Source organism: Chryseobacterium phosphatilyticum (assembly GCF_002899825.2).
GTDB lineage: Bacteria > Bacteroidota > Bacteroidia > Flavobacteriales > Weeksellaceae > Chryseobacterium > Chryseobacterium phosphatilyticum.
In genome coordinates, this window is record NZ_PPED02000008.1 from 72,065 (window position 1) to 86,200 (window position 14,136).

Sequence of the window (14,136 nt, forward strand, 5' to 3'; positions counted from 1 at the left end):
TTTCATTCCTGTTTTTTACACCTAAAATACCCATACACCAAAGCAGGCAGTACAACGACCTGAAATAAAAAAACAAGTAGTGAAGGAATCCCTTCAAGATGACTATCATTCGCCTTCATAAAAAGTTGCTTGCCTAACGGACCATTGGAGAATACCACAATATTAAAGAAATTCCAGCCCAAATGAAGACCTATAGGGAGGTACAGGGATTTCGTTTTAGCAAAAGATATAGCCAGCATCCACCCAAAGATGAAGGTCATTACAAAAATAATTCCCATCTGGAAAGGATTTCCGAAGGCATTGTAAGAAAACCAGTGGTAAATCCCGAAGCAGACAGCAGATAAAAGGCAGGCTTTTGTAGTTCCCCATTTTTCAATAACAAGATAAAGTAGGGCTCCTCTGAAAAGTAATTCTTCAAACAATACAGACTTCAAAACCCACCATAAGCTTTTTAAAGCAGCAAAGAATGTCAATTGTTTATTCAGGATCCATCCGTTACTGATGAATGCGGTTGTCATCATATGATAAAGACTGCATATTATTGCTGCCAAAAGAAAACCTGCACCCAATATATCATTCTTGTTGGGTTAGGTTTAATTCCTAAAACAGAAAGATCCTTTTTTACAGTAAATTTAAGAAGGAGCCATGAAATGATAAGCTCAATGATAATTCCAATCATGGTTAAAAGTTTTAGTTGAATGAAAGTTGTATTTCATTGATAGCTAATGTAATAAAAAAGAAAATAGGATGGTTCAATTCCTTTTATAAGTAATTTGTTTAAAGTAACGATGAAATATTAATTCTTAGCTTCAGTCTCTTCTAAAAAAAGACTAATTTTAAAATTCAATCATAAACAAAAAGCATTCATGAACAAAACTTTTGCAGATCATGTCATTGAATTTAATAAAAATCTAAGCTACACAGGAAATCTTCCTGAAGGCTTTGAAATATTGAATCCATATTTGGATAATCCGGAAACAATGGTCGTGATGCAAAAGTTTTATCACAAATATTATAACGATTCCAACAAAAGGAAATTTATCATAGGAATCAATCCCAGCCGCCATGGAGCAGGGGTTACAGGAGTTCCGTTTACCGATACCAAAAGGCTGGAAAGTGTATGTGGTATCAAAATGAATTCAGCCCGTACCCATGAGGTTTCTTCAGTTTTTATGTATGAAATGATTGCAGAGTATGGTGGTGCAAATAAATTCTATACAGATATTTATATCAATTCCCCATTTCCTTTAGCTATTGTAAGAAAAACAAAGACTGGATTGCTGAATGCCAATTATTACGATGACAAAAAACTTTTTGAGTCGGTAAAAGAGTTCATGATTGATTCTTTGAAGAAACATATCAGCCTTAATGTCGATATCTCAGAGGTATTTATCCTGGGGAAAAAGAATGCCAATTTTATTTCTCAACTGAATAAAGAAGCAAAACTGTTTGATAAAATGACTGTCCTCGAGCATCCACGGTATATTCAGCAATATAAATCAAAAGAAAAACAATTGTATATCGATAAATATATTCTGGCGTTGAAAAAATAAAAATCCCCCAATCATCAATGATCGAGGGAATTCCCATTCATGTATTAGAATCTATCGGGACTGTGTGACTTATGTGAAAAATTTTAATCTTATTCTTTTATAATTTTGGTAGACTCTGTTGCTGTTTTAATGAAATAAATACCTTTAGGGAACTCTGAAATATTTATTTCGTTCACACCTTTTTTGATTTGTAAACTTTGTAGCAATTTTCCATCCTGACTGTACACCTGAGCCTCAGAATTTTTTTCTGTTTTGATTGAAAGTAATCCGCTTGTAGGATTTGGATAAGCACTTATGTTTTTATCGGAAGTTTTTGCTTCAGAAGTTCCTAACACAATGTTGCTGTCTTTTACCCACGTGAAAGCATCAAGAGCTACATATCTAAACGCTCCCCCTACGGTTAGTTGCAGTTCGTCAATAACGATGTTTGAGTAATTCTGGCCATTTAAGTTGGTAAGATCAAGAAGTGTGTATCCGTTCGTAGTTCCCAAGCTTGTTGCGAAACCCGTCGTTTTGGTTTGGGTAAACTTCGTTACCCCACTTAGTTTTCCGGTTACAGTCAGTGTTCCACTTACATTGAGATCCAGATTCAATGCTGAAAGATACATCCAGAACCTGTTTACCTTAAATAAATTTGAAGTAGTCTTAATGCTGAAAGATGGTGGAGATTGAGTATCGTTGGAATTGTCAATATATCTGTTGTCATTTGCTGTTCCGCTCCAACCGGTTCCCGGGAAATTTCCCTGGATGTCAAAAACACTGACATGCGAAATGATATTGAAAATGACCCCATTGTCAGTGAAGTTTGTACTTCCGTGTGATTCCGTTTCAAATTGTTCTGTACTGGTCTGCCCAAATGAGAAAATTGAAATGAGCAGACTACAAATTGTTAAAAGAGTAGTGCTTTTCATAATTTTTTTGTTTTAAATGTTAGGTTATTGTGAATATTAATCTCTTGGAGGGTAAATACCTTCAACGCAGATGATATAATTTAAACCCAGATAAGGAGGCATATTATTTACGGGTAAATTTTGCCCTACATATACAATACTTTGTGCATTAATCGCAGTGTCTGGGTTTGCATTGTTGACATAGCTTGTAACAGCATTGAAATCTCTTCCTACCTGGTTTCCTGTAATGGCAATAGATGTTGTGGCGCTAGGAGTTGATGAATTGGCATTTTTGTTAGCAACTTTCAGCTGAAACCCACTTCCAAGGCTTGGCATATTGGATGCTAAAAGAGTGTTTTGTGTAGTACCGGCTACCACTCCCAAAGGATAAAACTGGTTAGCATTTACATTTCCCGCTCCCAAAGCCATACGCCCTTTTAAGTTAGGTAAAGCGAATGTTGTAATACCGTCTCCACCATAAGTTGTTCCTAAAATAGAAAATAAAGCTGAATTTCTTGAAATAGCGATTAAACTTCCGTCGCAAAACATCCACCCTCTAGGCGCGAAATTTCCCGCAAATAATTTTACAATTCCAATGTATTCTTCCATGATAAATAGTTTTTCAGGTTTTTAATTTTCCTACTCTTTTTTGGCTTTTCGGACTTCGCCATAAGGTTTGTTTAAGTAAGTCAAAGGAACAACGAATAGAAAAACAGAACTAGAGTAGAAAATACCAAATTAAAGATTCCGTATTTCTACGTAAAGGGAATCTTATAAAAGGTTTTCTATAATGGAAATTGTTATCTTTAAGTTTCTCTGATAGAGCTGTATTTAGTATTTTTGTAAGAATCCAATAAAAATTAAAATGAACGAATTCGTAGCATCAGAAATTAAAAATAATATCGCCGAAATTACATTCGGAACTCCAAAAAGCAATTCTCTTCCCGGAGCTATTTTAGAAAAATTGGCTCATACCATTTTAGAAGAAGGAGCTAAGGGTGAAGTAAAAGCTATTTTAGTAAAAAGTGAAGGCGAAAAAGCTTTTTGTGCAGGTGCAAGTTTTGATGAACTTTTAGCTATTGACGAGCTGGAAGCTTCTACACAATTTTTTGGTGGTTTTGCCAAAGTTTTAAATGCCATGAGAAACTGTGGAAAGATTGTAGTGGTAAGAGTACAGGGAAAAACTACCGGTGGAGGAGTAGGAATTGCCTGTGGAGCAGATTACTGTTTTGCGACAAAAGATTCGGCTTTAGCACTTACCGAGATTAATTTAGGAATCGGTCCTTTTGTTATCGGCCCTTATGTAGAAAGAAAAATAGGAAAATCACAGTTTTCTGCAATGGCTATTGATGCTGACTTCAGGTCTGCAGAATGGGCTGAACAACACAATGTATATCATTCTGTTTCAGACAACATTATGGAAATGGACGAAAAGCTGGAGAAGTTTATGCATACATTAGCGTCAAGAAGCAGCGATGCATTGGCGTTGATTAAGAAAGTTTCATGGGAAGGCACAGATCATTTCAATGAATTGATGCCGGCAAGAATTCATATGAGTGCGAGTCTGATTTTAGAAGATTCTGCAAAAAAAAATATTGAAGCTATTAAAGAAAGATTGAGAGCAAAATAGTTCTTAATTTTTAAACATACTCAGCCGTTGATTACTTCAGCGGCTTTTTTCATTCATTCCCTCAAAATGATTCAAGAGTAAGAACTTCCTTGCTATACTTTAAATAAGTTACCATTACCCTTGTTCCTTTTTCATATTGATAATAAGCTGTTTTCTCAACAGGGAGCCTTATTTTGTCTCCTTTATGGCATCCCGCAAAAGTAAGGATGTATTCATCACCTTCCGTCTTATGTTTGGAAATAATAATACTTTTCAATCTGTTTTTACCATTTTTAATATCCTTTTTCCATCTCCCTTTCAAATATTGATAGATAAGCCGGTGTATCAAATAAAAAAACAGATAAAATGCTACTGCAACACCAATAAATAAAATATAATGATAGTATTTGAAATTCTTAAACTCGTTTTTCAAAAAATAAGCGGCCATAAGCATTATTATCATCATAACAGCAAGGACAACCCCTGAGAAATCTTTGAAAAAATCTCTTTTATGGCGGGTTATCCTGTTGACCTCTTCCTCGCTTAAAGGAATATTTTCCTGCAAATGTACTTGAGAATAATCAATGATAACTTTTGTCATAATAAGATAATTAAACTGGGAAGTTATTCTTTCGTTTACTTTCCCGGGATGAATACTCGTCAGTTTAGTAATTTCTATCTTTTTGATAATCTTAAAGTTAAAAATTATAAGATTATCTGGAAAAAAAATCAGTATTACTTTAAAATTTATTTTGCAGTTTAAAAATAAATTATAACTTTGTAATTCAAAGTTCTTTTTATGGATACTAAAAATTATCACGAAGATTTATCCCATATCCGTTCTATGATGGAACGTTCTTCCCGATTTATTTCTTTGAGTGGCTTATCCGGAGTTGTTGCCGGAGTGGTAGCTCTTCTTGGAGCCGGATATGCTTATTATCTTATGGAAAGTGCAAAAGTAGGTTCTGTTTACGACGGTAAACTTACTTATAGTCCGGATTTAGTTCAGGAACTAGTGATAACGGGACTTGTTGTTTTAGTTATTGCAGTCTTCAGCGGATATATTTTTACTGCCAACAAAAGTAAAAAGAAAGGACTGAAAATCTGGGATGCTACCACCAAACGGCTTATTGTTACATTTTCAGTTCCATTAGCAGCAGGTGGCATTTTTTGTGCTGCCCTTATCTTTCATCATTTATTTGTGTGGATTGCACCTGCGACATTGATTTTCTATGGTTTAGCCTTAGTCAGTGCTGAGAGATATACGTTACCGGACATAAAATATCTGGGTTATTGTGAGATTGTCCTGGGACTGATGGCTACATTTATATTAGGATGGGGGCTTGTTTTCTGGTCGGTCGGATTTGGTGTTTTGCATATTGTTTATGGGCTGATTATGCATAAAAAATATAAATAAAAGCTAAATTTGCAGCTCTTGAGTCGTTGGTTTCCATAGCCTGTTGTCTTAGGTCTGTACTATTCCCTTATTATGATAAAAATAAATCAACTCAATAAAGAATTTGAAAGTCGTGTAAGACTGGGCATTATGTCTGTTCTTATGGTGAATGATTGGGTTGACTTTTCCGAAATGAAGGGGCTATTGGAAATTACAGATGGGAATCTGGCCAGTCACAATAATGCCTTGGAAAAAAACGGATATATTGAAGTGAAAAAAGAGTTTGTAGGAAAGAAACCCAAAACTTCGTATCGTGTGACACAGAGTGGAAGACAGGCTTTTACGGATCATTTGGATGCTCTTGAAAAATTATTGGGACGATAGTCCTATATTTTTTTGAGAATTAACTTTGAATCACAAAGTACTTTATAATTTAAAACTTAAATGAAATGATAACACAAAAACAAAAAACAGTTACAATTTATGCCCTTCCATTGGTTTTACTGTGTATTCCATTGCTGGGAAATCTATTTTCTAAAGAAATAAACTGGTCCGTTTCAGATTTTCTGATAGCAGGAGCTTTACTCTTTACAACAGCTTTTTTGATCAATCTGGTCAGAAACAGAATCAAAAAACAAAGTCAGAAAGTTTTGATCTGCATTCTCATTTTGTTGGCTCTTGCATTGATCTGGATCGAACTTGCGGTAGGAATTTTCGGAAGTCCATTTGCCGGAAGCTAAAATTGGTTTTTTAATTAATTCTAAATAATAATGATAAAAGATTCAGAAATAATAGATCTAGGCAAGGCCGTATTTGGTTTTTTTTTTTCAATGGGAACTCTTTGTCTTTTAGGAGCACTCGTGACAAAGAATGATTGGTTTGCCGGAGCTGGCTATTTGTTAATCATTTTTGGAGTACCAGTCAACATATTATGCATACTTGGTTTTTTGACATATGGTGTTATAAATACATCAAGATTCAAAGAATGTATAATAGCCATACTCATTTTGACAGCCAACATTCCTATTGCATTCATTTACACTATTGTAGGTCTTAGTCTTTTCGATTAATATCCATAAATATATCAATACTATTATGAAAAAAATACGCGTTCAGTTTCTGCTTTTTGTGTACGATAAAACTCAAAAACTATACAGGAAATACTTTAAAAAGAAAAAAAGACAATGGCAGTTCAATGAAAAACAGCTGCTGGAATTTCAGGAAGATTCTCTGGGAAGAAAATTGGGAGAATTCTACAGAAAGCATGGGTTTTCAATGATTCCCAAAATGGAAAACCATGATGTACACCATCTGATTACAGGTTGCGGAACCCATTTCGAAGATGAAATTGCCATGCAGTATCTTCTTTTAGGAAATGGTAAGCTTAATGCACACCTTTTGGCTGCAATCGTTTTAGGAACAATTATCCTACCTGAATATGTGAAAATTTATATCAAAGCCTATAAAAAGGGGCAGAATATGCGTGCTTTCCATCATTGGGATTTTGAAGGGCTGTTGAGCCAGAAGTATGAACATGTAATGGACTTTATTCAACAGAAAGAAACTATTGTTCTTCATTAAAACATGTATCTGATGAGAAAAATAAAATTCAGTCCACTTGGGAAAAGGTCTTTCATCCTTTCGTTTCTGTTGGGAACGCTTCTATTGGTTGCGTTTTGGTTGATAAGAGCAGAATTTTTTATTGAACTTGGCTTTTATTATGTACTTGTAACCGCTGTGATCAATATGTTTATTCTTTTGCATGAGCTTATTATCTATCTTACTGACGTTTCAGACCAGAAGGCATCCGGCAATTCAGTTCTCCTTTTGCTTGTCAATATTCCGATAACAGCCTTATACCTCTATATAATGACACAGTTCACCTGGATCGATGAGGTTCTCAAAATTTAATTCTTTCAATCTTTTAAATATTCAAATCTCATGAAAACACATCAATATATAATCATCACAGCCCTTCTATTTGTTATTCTGTTTTATGATCAGGATATGGGGCTCAATCTCGGGATTCTTGCCATTGCCTATGCAATACTCACTTTATTCAGAACTCCGGAAAAAAACAGAACCCGAACTTTTCTGATCCTTTTTGCTACCAGTATTTTTTCAGGAATGGCCTTTGCCTGGTATGGAGATTTTCCTTCTTTTCTGGCAGTGGTGAGTTCTCTTTTGTTGTTGGCTTACAGATCGAAAAACAGGAGAATGAAAATACTATTTCTTATTCCGGTTTTTATCGTAAACTGCTGTACCTCATTCTGTCGGTTTTTCAGTTTTGATCAATGGTTACCTAAAAGAAATGTTTCAGGTTTGTGGCAGAAGACATTGGCTTTTATTTTAATTCCTTTGGTGTTGGTGTCTGTCTTTTTCGGAATCTATTCTGCCGGAAGTGATCATTTTGCTGCCCTTTTTACAGATTATGAGCTGGACATCAACCTTTGGCAACTATTCTGCCTTTCTGTTTTAGGATTTTTTATTGCCTTTAATTACTGGAATTATGCTGTAGAAAAACTCATCTATAAAAGCAATCATGTATTAGATAATGATTTCCCAAAGGATTCTCAAGTTCCAAAGTCAACCTATTCTTTCCTTGATCTCGATTCTGAAAGAATGAGCGGAGTGATCTCTTTTATTTTATTGAATATTTTGTTGGTCTTTTTTATCATAACATATAATTACGAGCAATTTTATGAAGTTCCAAAAACCCCGGTCCAGCTCTCAGAAGAAACCCATGAGAGAATCAATGCGGTGATTTTGTCTATTATTATGGCAATTTTGGTAATTATGTTTTATTTTAAATCAGGGTTTAATTTTGATCCTAAGTCCGGTTTGATGAAAGTTCTTGCCAAAGTTTGGATATTCCTCAATGCTATTCTTGTTATTTCAGCGGCTTTGAAAAATTATGAGTACATCGTTAATTATGCATTTACCTACAAAAGACTTGGCGTTTTTGCTTTCCTGCTTTTATCTCTGATCGGACTTGCTTTAACGTTTATTAAAATTCAAAAGAAAAAGAGAAATGCCTTCCTGTTCAACACGATGATCTGGTATCTTTATGGAACAATACTGATTTGCAGCTATATCAATTGGGGAGGTTTTATCACATCTCAGAATATGAAACGTAAAGATTTTGCAATAAACTATCATTTTACAGCAATTAATTTTAACGAGAAGGCACTGTTGAAATATGGCAACGAAAAAAATGATCAAAAGCTGAAAAAGCAGGTACACGATAAAATTGAAAATGAAAAGTCAAAAACCTCCCTTTCAAAGATTTTGTATTATCAAACCATAGAATAATGAATCCCGGATTAAGAATATAAACAGGAAAAATGATGAGCGGTAATAGTTGGAACAATTTTAGCATTTATTATACCTAACATCTAACAGAATGCAACTTTGAAACATTCTTAAAATTAAGTATTATGAAAAAAAGCCTGTTGTTAATTCCTTTGATTATTGTTGCCTGTAAAAAAGAACCCGCCGTAACATCGGTACAGGATAAAGATTCTACAGTTGTAACTGAAATGCCCGATTCCGTTGTAAAAACAGACTCTGTCGCATTGAGAAAAAAAGATTCAATTATTAACAATGCACCCGCTACTAAAGAAGTTTTACGTAAAGGAGTCATGAGAAGTGAAAAAGAAGGTCAGATTATAAGAACTGCAGATGCCTCCCAGCTTCCTTTTACTCTGGGGGAAGAATTTACAAAAGATGATCAGGAGCTTGTTTTAAAACTAACTCATTATGACCAGCCGAATATTAAAGCGAAAATTTCCACAAAAGCAAAGGATTTTAATATTCGTTTCAACCAGATCAAACTTCCTAATGGAGATTATGATGGCCCTTTCGGAAGAGATATTACCTATGAAACTCCCGGGAAAGGAGAAGTATGGTTAATAATTGGAAAAAGTAATATGGCTTCAGGAAATACCAAAGGGAATTTTACGGTAAGTGTTGAATAGACTCAAACGAATTTGGTACAATTTCTGCAAACTAACCTCTGAAGTTTAAATTTATTAATTATGAAAAATATAGTTCTAACAGCAATGGCCGCTTCTGCTGTACTTGTAAGTTGCGGAACCGTACAGTCGCTGGTTCAGAATACATTTCCATATACGACGAGTGTTTTGGTTTCTACAGGCGTACCTGCAGATAAAGAAGTTTCTTCCACTGCAACAGCCACAAACGTACAAACATGGTTCGGAGGAAATAATAACGCTAAAATCAAAGATGTAAGAATCTCAGAAGCAAAAATTTCTGTAGCTTCTCCTTCAGGAGGAAACCTAAGTGCTTTTAAAACCGTTAAAATCTATGTTTCATCAACCGGAACCGGCGAAAGACTGATTGCTTCACGTTCCAATATATCCACAAATTCGTCCAGCTTAAATTTGGACTTGAATGATACAGGATTTCTTGATGAGATTGTAAAAAGTACAGGACTAACCGTAAGAACCGTTTATGAACTGAAAAACCAAACGACTTCAGACATGAACATCAAAGTAGCCCTTAATTTCAGCAGTGTTCCTGCGAAATAGTTTTTATAAAAGTTTATTATAAAAAAACGTCTTTCAAATTTGAAAGACGTTTTTGATTATTGCACTACAGCTTTATGAATTTTTCGACAACTCTTCGTTGCCCTTCATTGATATTGATGATATATTGCCCTGCCTGCAGACCGGAGATATCAATCTTGTCATCAGGAGAAGCTGTACTTTTCATTACTGACCTTCCTTGTATATTAATCACTTCAAAATCCAGTTTTTTATTTTCATTACTTTGAAGACTAATAGAACTGTTGGATGGATTAGGATAAATTTTAACTTCCAATGATGGTAAAGCTTTAACTGGTGCTACTGATTTACCTTCCAGTTGGAGGATGGCACTCTTTACATTAGGAAGAGGACCTATTTTTTGATTAGCAACTGTGCCTCCCTGAGGTATTCCTGTAGAAATTAAAAGATTTTTCATAGCAGCCGGACTCAGATACTGGCCCGTAGTCTGACGATAGAAAGACTGAATCAATACTGCTGCCGATGCTACTGTAGGTGTCGCAGAGCTGGTTCCGCTGAAATAATTATACGTCCTGTTGTTATCATTATCATATTTGGCGTAGGAACCATATCCGGCAGCTAAAACACTGCTTCCCCAACCCTGTACATCCACTCTGTTTCCATAGGTACTGAAACTTAATTTTGAATGAGTTGTATTGGGAGATCCTGCTCCTACAATGATTGCTCCACTATTTCCTCGTGCCATATAAGAAGCATAAAAAGGGTCATCCAGGTTTTGATTTCCGTTTCCGGCTGCTGCAATAATAATAATACCGGAATCAGTAGCTGCTTTTGTAAGATCCCAGATTACTTTATCATATTCAGCAGGGCAATACTGACCATCTTTACCACCTGTTTGCATTTCATACAAAATAATGTCACCTGCCTGAGAGGCATTGATAGATCTGCTTACAGCTGCTGCTCTGTTGTATCCTACAGTAGTCCATTCCATATACCCCTTGATTTCAGATGCATTATATACTGCACCGGTAAGGCCGATATTGTCTTTTACAGAACCTAAAATACTTACAACTGCTGTTCCATGGTCCCTGTAGTTATTACCTGATAATCCGGAATTGGGAGAATATCCTGGCTCAAGTTGTATAGAGTTTTGATTGGCCAGCATTTCGTGAGTTTTATAAAAACCATATTCCACATCACGGATTCTGATGTTTTGTCCGGTTATTCCTCTCGACCATGCATATTTGGCATTGATACCTGGATTATCATTCAGATAAGTCTGAAGGCTTTCCAAATCAGGAGTTGCAACAAACCTATTGATTAATGGAGGTTCAATGGGGGTGCTGCTCATTACAGAAGCATATTCTATTTCAGGAAATCTTTCAAGAACCTGAGCCAGTTTCTGGGCAGATTTCTCATTTTGTAAAGGAAGATTGGCTTTGAAAATTCTTCTCAATTTTTCCACAGATTCACTGGAATTCCCATTTTCTTTGCTGCTTTTAGCCATCTCGGAAATTTTTTCGTCAGTAAAACCAAGGTCATAGGTAAATGATATTCCATTTTCTCTGGCAAATTTTTCCAGCTCGAAGTTTTGAGTGAATGCGCCTTTTTCTGAAGCAATACCTTTAGAAAAGCAAACATAGATATTGGCATTTAAATCATGATCTCCGCTCGATGGTTTTTGCCCGAAATAAAGTGAAAAACAGGATGTCAACAAGAAAATTTTAATTTTTGTTTTCATAATAATATTGTTAAATGGTTGTGGATCAATTTGATTTTTATCAAAAATAATAATAAAATGAAAACAAATCACGTTTTTGTGAAATTATTTTAAGTTGTGCTTTTTTTTAAAAAAATATGGAGGTCTCTGTCAGGAAAAAATGTAGAAATATAGGGGTTAAATAAAAAAATGTCTCCCAACGTGGGGGAGACATTTTTGATTTTTCATTCAATATATTTTAATTGTAATAATATCCTTCTGATGTGTCCGGTAATAAATGCATTGTTATTGGTAAGCCAAATAATAGAAATCTGCTTTTCAGGAATGATAATAAGATGAGATTTAAAACCTCCCTGATCTCCGGCGTGCTCAATAACCTTTACCTTTTCTTCTGTTTTTATTCCGGAATAGAACCCGTTATGAACGAACCAGGTTCCAGTATGATCGACAGCTTTTTCACTTTGCCAGTTAGCGGGTTTCCAGATGGTTTGAGATTCTTTTATAGTCTTACATTCTGCAAATTTACAGTGTTGAAGAGCTGAAATGTATTTTTTTAGATCTTCAATAGAACTCCATACCCCACCATTTCCGGCAGCTGCAAAGGTAGGAGATTCACCATAATCATATTCCTCGTAGATGTTATTCCTGAGAACATATCCATGAGCAACATCTTTATCCGGAAAACTACCATCAGTAATGGTAGTATTTGTCATCCCTGAAGGGGTGAATATATTTTCTTTAATAAAATGCTGCCATTTTCTATGACTTGTTTTTTCAATAATTAATGCAAGTCCATTATAAGCAGGATTGGAATAATTCGATTTTGTTCCCGGCTCAAACTCTAATGAGTCAGTTGATTTTAATGGATTAAAATTTTCTTCATCCTTTGCTGTAAGATAAAATATACTGTCTTTATCAACATGTCTGAGATCCGGAAGGCCGGAAGTATGACTCAGAAGGTGACGAAGCCTGATATCCGAAACAACTTTTCTATTTTTAAAATCCGGGAAAAACTTCAGGAGAGGATCTTCAAGGGACAGTTTTTTCTTATTCCGGAGAATCAGAACTCCATAAGACACAAAAGTTTTTGTGATAGAACCTAAATTAGATACAGTTTTATTGGTGAATTTTTCCTTTGTTTTGAGGTCTGCAAGTCCAAATGAATTTTCGTAAAGTATCTTATCTCCCTGTTGAATCAAGATACTGCCTCCAGGATTATTTTCGTTAAAAACCTGTGAAAAAGCGGAGTCAAGTTTTATTTTTAAAAGTTCTTCCCTTGTCTGTCCATAACAAATAAAGGTTGTGATAACAATAAGTAAAAGAGAAGCCTTTGCTTTTAAATGAAAATGAATAAACATGGTTTTTGAAATTTTAATGGTGTATGTTTTTTTATAATTCTGGCGCTTCTTTTTCTTTATGATAAAAAACACTCTTCTTATTCGTGATTTCATATTCAATTCCTATACTGTCTTTAGTAACTTTTACAAGTCTTGCCTTTTGTATAGATTGGTTTTCTCCTTCAATATCATTGGTGAAATGATCCTGAAATACCTTTTCCACAACAAACAGATAGGGAGTTTTATAAATACTTTTTTCAATAATTCCTTCTTTTTTGTAGACAAAAATCTGGGGTCTATGCAATACATTAGGACGCGTTCTTTCAATTCTGTAAGTACCATCAAGCTGAATTTGCTGATAATCATCCAATGTAGAAAAGTAATTGACTAAGGCAAAGAAAGGAATCATCATCGGCAGCATACTTAAAAGGACCGTAAAGGCCAATAGGACAAAATAAATCTTAATGATTCTTTTTCTCCAAAACCAGATAACCATAAATAAGGTCATAGCCAACCAGATCCAGTTGATGATTTTATCAGTATAATATCCGGAAAAGCTATAATGGTTAAAACTCAAAATAGCTTCGGCCAGAAAAAATAAAGAGATAACCAGGTAGAGTATAGTGATATGGGTGTTCTTCATGTTATCTTGTCATCAGCTTTTGGTGATTGAGTCCATAACAATCGTTACGGGTCCGTCGTTGGTAAGAGATACCTTCATGTCCGCCCCAAAAATTCCGCTTGATGTTTTTAATCCTGATTTTGCTATTTCCTCTTTGAAATAATCAAATAGTGGAATAGCCTTTTCCGGCTTTGCCGCTTTTATAAATGAAGGGCGATTCCCTTTTCTATAGTCTGCAATCAGGGTAAACTGGCTGATGCATAGGATTTCTGCTGAAATATCTTTTACTGAAAGATTAAGTTTACCATCTTCATCTCCAAAGATCCTGAGATTTAAAATCTTCTGTACCAACCACTCTGCGTCTGTTTTTTCATCATTCTCTTCTATGCCTACCAGAAGCATTAATCCTTTTCCTATTTCACCAACGATTTTTCCATCCACTTTTACATTGGCTTTTGAAACTCTTTGTATAACGATCTTCAT

At 35.0% G+C, this 14,136-nt stretch carries 19 protein-coding genes; 10 read left to right on the forward strand and 9 right to left on the reverse strand.

The window, feature by feature from the left end; all coding sequences use genetic code 11:
* Window positions 1–2: 2 nt before the first annotated feature.
* Window positions 3–521 carry a CPBP family intramembrane glutamic endopeptidase gene (locus C1631_RS22500; protein WP_228441454.1) on the reverse strand — a complete coding sequence of 173 codons (519 nt, stop codon included), beginning with the start codon at window positions 519–521 and terminating at the stop codon, window positions 3–5.
* A gap of 17 nt (window positions 522–538) precedes the next feature.
* Window positions 539–679, reverse strand: coding sequence for a hypothetical protein (locus tag C1631_RS24425; RefSeq protein WP_228441456.1), 141 nt, complete (start codon window positions 677–679; stop codon window positions 539–541).
* Between the two features lie 187 nt (window positions 680–866).
* Here C1631_RS24425 and C1631_RS22505 point away from each other — a divergent pair, with 187 nt between their 5' ends.
* Window positions 867–1,553: an SMUG2 DNA glycosylase family protein gene (locus tag C1631_RS22505; protein WP_109714338.1), complete on the forward strand. Its 687-nt coding sequence runs from the start codon at window positions 867–869 to the stop codon at window positions 1,551–1,553.
* Window positions 1,554–1,642: 89 nt separating this feature from the next.
* On the opposite strand, the gene C1631_RS22510 is transcribed toward C1631_RS22505, so the two are convergent.
* Window positions 1,643–2,464 (reverse strand): T9SS type A sorting domain-containing protein, encoded by an 822-nt coding sequence (locus C1631_RS22510; protein WP_103247213.1) that lies wholly within the window; start codon window positions 2,462–2,464, stop codon window positions 1,643–1,645.
* A gap of 36 nt (window positions 2,465–2,500) precedes the next feature.
* Window positions 2,501–3,052, reverse strand: coding sequence for a phage tail protein (locus C1631_RS22515; RefSeq protein WP_109714340.1), 552 nt, complete (start codon window positions 3,050–3,052; stop codon window positions 2,501–2,503).
* Between the two features lie 256 nt (window positions 3,053–3,308).
* On the opposite strand from C1631_RS22515, the gene C1631_RS22520 reads away from it, so the two are divergent.
* The gene (locus tag C1631_RS22520; protein WP_109714342.1) at window positions 3,309–4,073 is read left to right on the forward strand and encodes an enoyl-CoA hydratase/isomerase family protein; all 765 of its coding nucleotides are present in this window, start codon (window positions 3,309–3,311) and stop codon (window positions 4,071–4,073) included.
* 61 nt (window positions 4,074–4,134) lie between these two features.
* Here the strand turns inward: C1631_RS22520 and C1631_RS22525 are convergent, their stop codons facing one another.
* Entirely contained in the window at window positions 4,135–4,653 is a 519-nt protein-coding gene (locus C1631_RS22525) for a hypothetical protein (RefSeq protein ID WP_123966768.1), read from the reverse strand.
* A 198-nt stretch (window positions 4,654–4,851) separates the two neighbouring features.
* Here C1631_RS22525 and C1631_RS22530 point away from each other — a divergent pair, with 198 nt between their 5' ends.
* From C1631_RS22530 to C1631_RS22570, 8 genes are all read left to right on the forward strand, one after another.
* A complete protein-coding gene (locus C1631_RS22530; protein WP_103249364.1) occupies window positions 4,852–5,469 on the forward strand; it encodes a hypothetical protein in 618 nt (205 codons plus the stop codon).
* A 72-nt stretch (window positions 5,470–5,541) separates the two neighbouring features.
* The gene (locus C1631_RS22535) at window positions 5,542–5,832 is read left to right on the forward strand and encodes a winged helix-turn-helix domain-containing protein (RefSeq protein ID WP_103249363.1); all 291 of its coding nucleotides are present in this window, start codon (window positions 5,542–5,544) and stop codon (window positions 5,830–5,832) included.
* A 65-nt stretch (window positions 5,833–5,897) separates the two neighbouring features.
* The gene (locus C1631_RS22540) at window positions 5,898–6,188 is read left to right on the forward strand and encodes a hypothetical protein (RefSeq protein ID WP_103249362.1); all 291 of its coding nucleotides are present in this window, start codon (window positions 5,898–5,900) and stop codon (window positions 6,186–6,188) included.
* A 355-nt stretch (window positions 6,189–6,543) separates the two neighbouring features.
* Window positions 6,544–7,029 carry a Coq4 family protein gene (locus C1631_RS22550; protein WP_103249360.1) on the forward strand — a complete coding sequence of 162 codons (486 nt, stop codon included), beginning with the start codon at window positions 6,544–6,546 and terminating at the stop codon, window positions 7,027–7,029.
* Between the two features lie 12 nt (window positions 7,030–7,041).
* Window positions 7,042–7,359, forward strand: a complete 318-nt coding sequence (locus C1631_RS22555) for a hypothetical protein (RefSeq protein ID WP_123966770.1) — start codon at window positions 7,042–7,044, stop codon at window positions 7,357–7,359.
* Between the two features lie 30 nt (window positions 7,360–7,389).
* Complete coding sequence (locus C1631_RS22560) at window positions 7,390–8,760, forward strand: DUF4153 domain-containing protein (RefSeq protein ID WP_109714346.1); 1,371 nt, start codon at window positions 7,390–7,392, stop codon at window positions 8,758–8,760.
* Between the two features lie 125 nt (window positions 8,761–8,885).
* A complete protein-coding gene (locus C1631_RS22565) occupies window positions 8,886–9,425 on the forward strand; it encodes a hypothetical protein (protein WP_109714347.1) in 540 nt (179 codons plus the stop codon).
* Between the two features lie 60 nt (window positions 9,426–9,485).
* Window positions 9,486–9,998, forward strand: coding sequence for a hypothetical protein (locus tag C1631_RS22570; RefSeq protein ID WP_103246971.1), 513 nt, complete (start codon window positions 9,486–9,488; stop codon window positions 9,996–9,998).
* Between the two features lie 64 nt (window positions 9,999–10,062).
* Here the strand turns inward: C1631_RS22570 and C1631_RS22575 are convergent, their stop codons facing one another.
* The 4 genes from C1631_RS22575 to dtd all read right to left on the reverse strand — a co-directional run bounded on the left by C1631_RS22575 (window position 10,063) and on the right by dtd (window position 14,136).
* Window positions 10,063–11,715 carry a S8 family peptidase gene (locus C1631_RS22575; RefSeq protein WP_123966772.1) on the reverse strand — a complete coding sequence of 551 codons (1,653 nt, stop codon included), beginning with the start codon at window positions 11,713–11,715 and terminating at the stop codon, window positions 10,063–10,065.
* Between the two features lie 203 nt (window positions 11,716–11,918).
* Window positions 11,919–13,052 (reverse strand): serine hydrolase domain-containing protein, encoded by a 1,134-nt coding sequence (locus C1631_RS22580; RefSeq protein ID WP_103246985.1) that lies wholly within the window; start codon window positions 13,050–13,052, stop codon window positions 11,919–11,921.
* Between the two features lie 31 nt (window positions 13,053–13,083).
* The gene (locus C1631_RS22585) at window positions 13,084–13,674 is read right to left on the reverse strand and encodes a hypothetical protein (RefSeq protein ID WP_103246973.1); all 591 of its coding nucleotides are present in this window, start codon (window positions 13,672–13,674) and stop codon (window positions 13,084–13,086) included.
* 12 nt (window positions 13,675–13,686) lie between these two features.
* Window positions 13,687–14,136, reverse strand: a complete 450-nt coding sequence (gene dtd, locus C1631_RS22590; RefSeq protein WP_103246974.1) for a D-aminoacyl-tRNA deacylase — start codon at window positions 14,134–14,136, stop codon at window positions 13,687–13,689.

Bases quoted from the DNA above. Each gene is read 5' to 3' on its own strand.
- C1631_RS22500 (WP_228441454.1), bottom strand. From the start codon at position 521: ATGATGACAACCGCATTCATCAGTAACGGATGGATCCTGAATAAACAA.
- C1631_RS24425 (WP_228441456.1), bottom strand. From the start codon at position 679: ATGATTGGAATTATCATTGAGCTTATCATTTCATGGCTCCTTCTTAAA.
- C1631_RS22505 (WP_109714338.1), top strand. From the start codon at position 867: ATGAACAAAACTTTTGCAGATCATGTCATTGAATTTAATAAAAATCTA.
- C1631_RS22510 (WP_103247213.1), bottom strand. From the start codon at position 2,464: ATGAAAAGCACTACTCTTTTAACAATTTGTAGTCTGCTCATTTCAATT.
- C1631_RS22515 (WP_109714340.1), bottom strand. From the start codon at position 3,052: ATGGAAGAATACATTGGAATTGTAAAATTATTTGCGGGAAATTTCGCG.
- C1631_RS22520 (WP_109714342.1), top strand. From the start codon at position 3,309: ATGAACGAATTCGTAGCATCAGAAATTAAAAATAATATCGCCGAAATT.
- C1631_RS22525 (WP_123966768.1), bottom strand. From the start codon at position 4,653: ATGACAAAAGTTATCATTGATTATTCTCAAGTACATTTGCAGGAAAAT.
- C1631_RS22530 (WP_103249364.1), top strand. From the start codon at position 4,852: ATGGATACTAAAAATTATCACGAAGATTTATCCCATATCCGTTCTATG.
- C1631_RS22535 (WP_103249363.1), top strand. From the start codon at position 5,542: ATGATAAAAATAAATCAACTCAATAAAGAATTTGAAAGTCGTGTAAGA.
- C1631_RS22540 (WP_103249362.1), top strand. From the start codon at position 5,898: ATGATAACACAAAAACAAAAAACAGTTACAATTTATGCCCTTCCATTG.
- C1631_RS22550 (WP_103249360.1), top strand. From the start codon at position 6,544: ATGAAAAAAATACGCGTTCAGTTTCTGCTTTTTGTGTACGATAAAACT.
- C1631_RS22555 (WP_123966770.1), top strand. From the start codon at position 7,042: ATGAGAAAAATAAAATTCAGTCCACTTGGGAAAAGGTCTTTCATCCTT.
- C1631_RS22560 (WP_109714346.1), top strand. From the start codon at position 7,390: ATGAAAACACATCAATATATAATCATCACAGCCCTTCTATTTGTTATT.
- C1631_RS22565 (WP_109714347.1), top strand. From the start codon at position 8,886: ATGAAAAAAAGCCTGTTGTTAATTCCTTTGATTATTGTTGCCTGTAAA.
- C1631_RS22570 (WP_103246971.1), top strand. From the start codon at position 9,486: ATGAAAAATATAGTTCTAACAGCAATGGCCGCTTCTGCTGTACTTGTA.
- C1631_RS22575 (WP_123966772.1), bottom strand. From the start codon at position 11,715: ATGAAAACAAAAATTAAAATTTTCTTGTTGACATCCTGTTTTTCACTT.
- C1631_RS22580 (WP_103246985.1), bottom strand. From the start codon at position 13,052: ATGTTTATTCATTTTCATTTAAAAGCAAAGGCTTCTCTTTTACTTATT.
- C1631_RS22585 (WP_103246973.1), bottom strand. From the start codon at position 13,674: ATGAAGAACACCCATATCACTATACTCTACCTGGTTATCTCTTTATTT.
- dtd (WP_103246974.1), bottom strand. From the start codon at position 14,136: ATGAAGATCGTTATACAAAGAGTTTCAAAAGCCAATGTAAAAGTGGAT.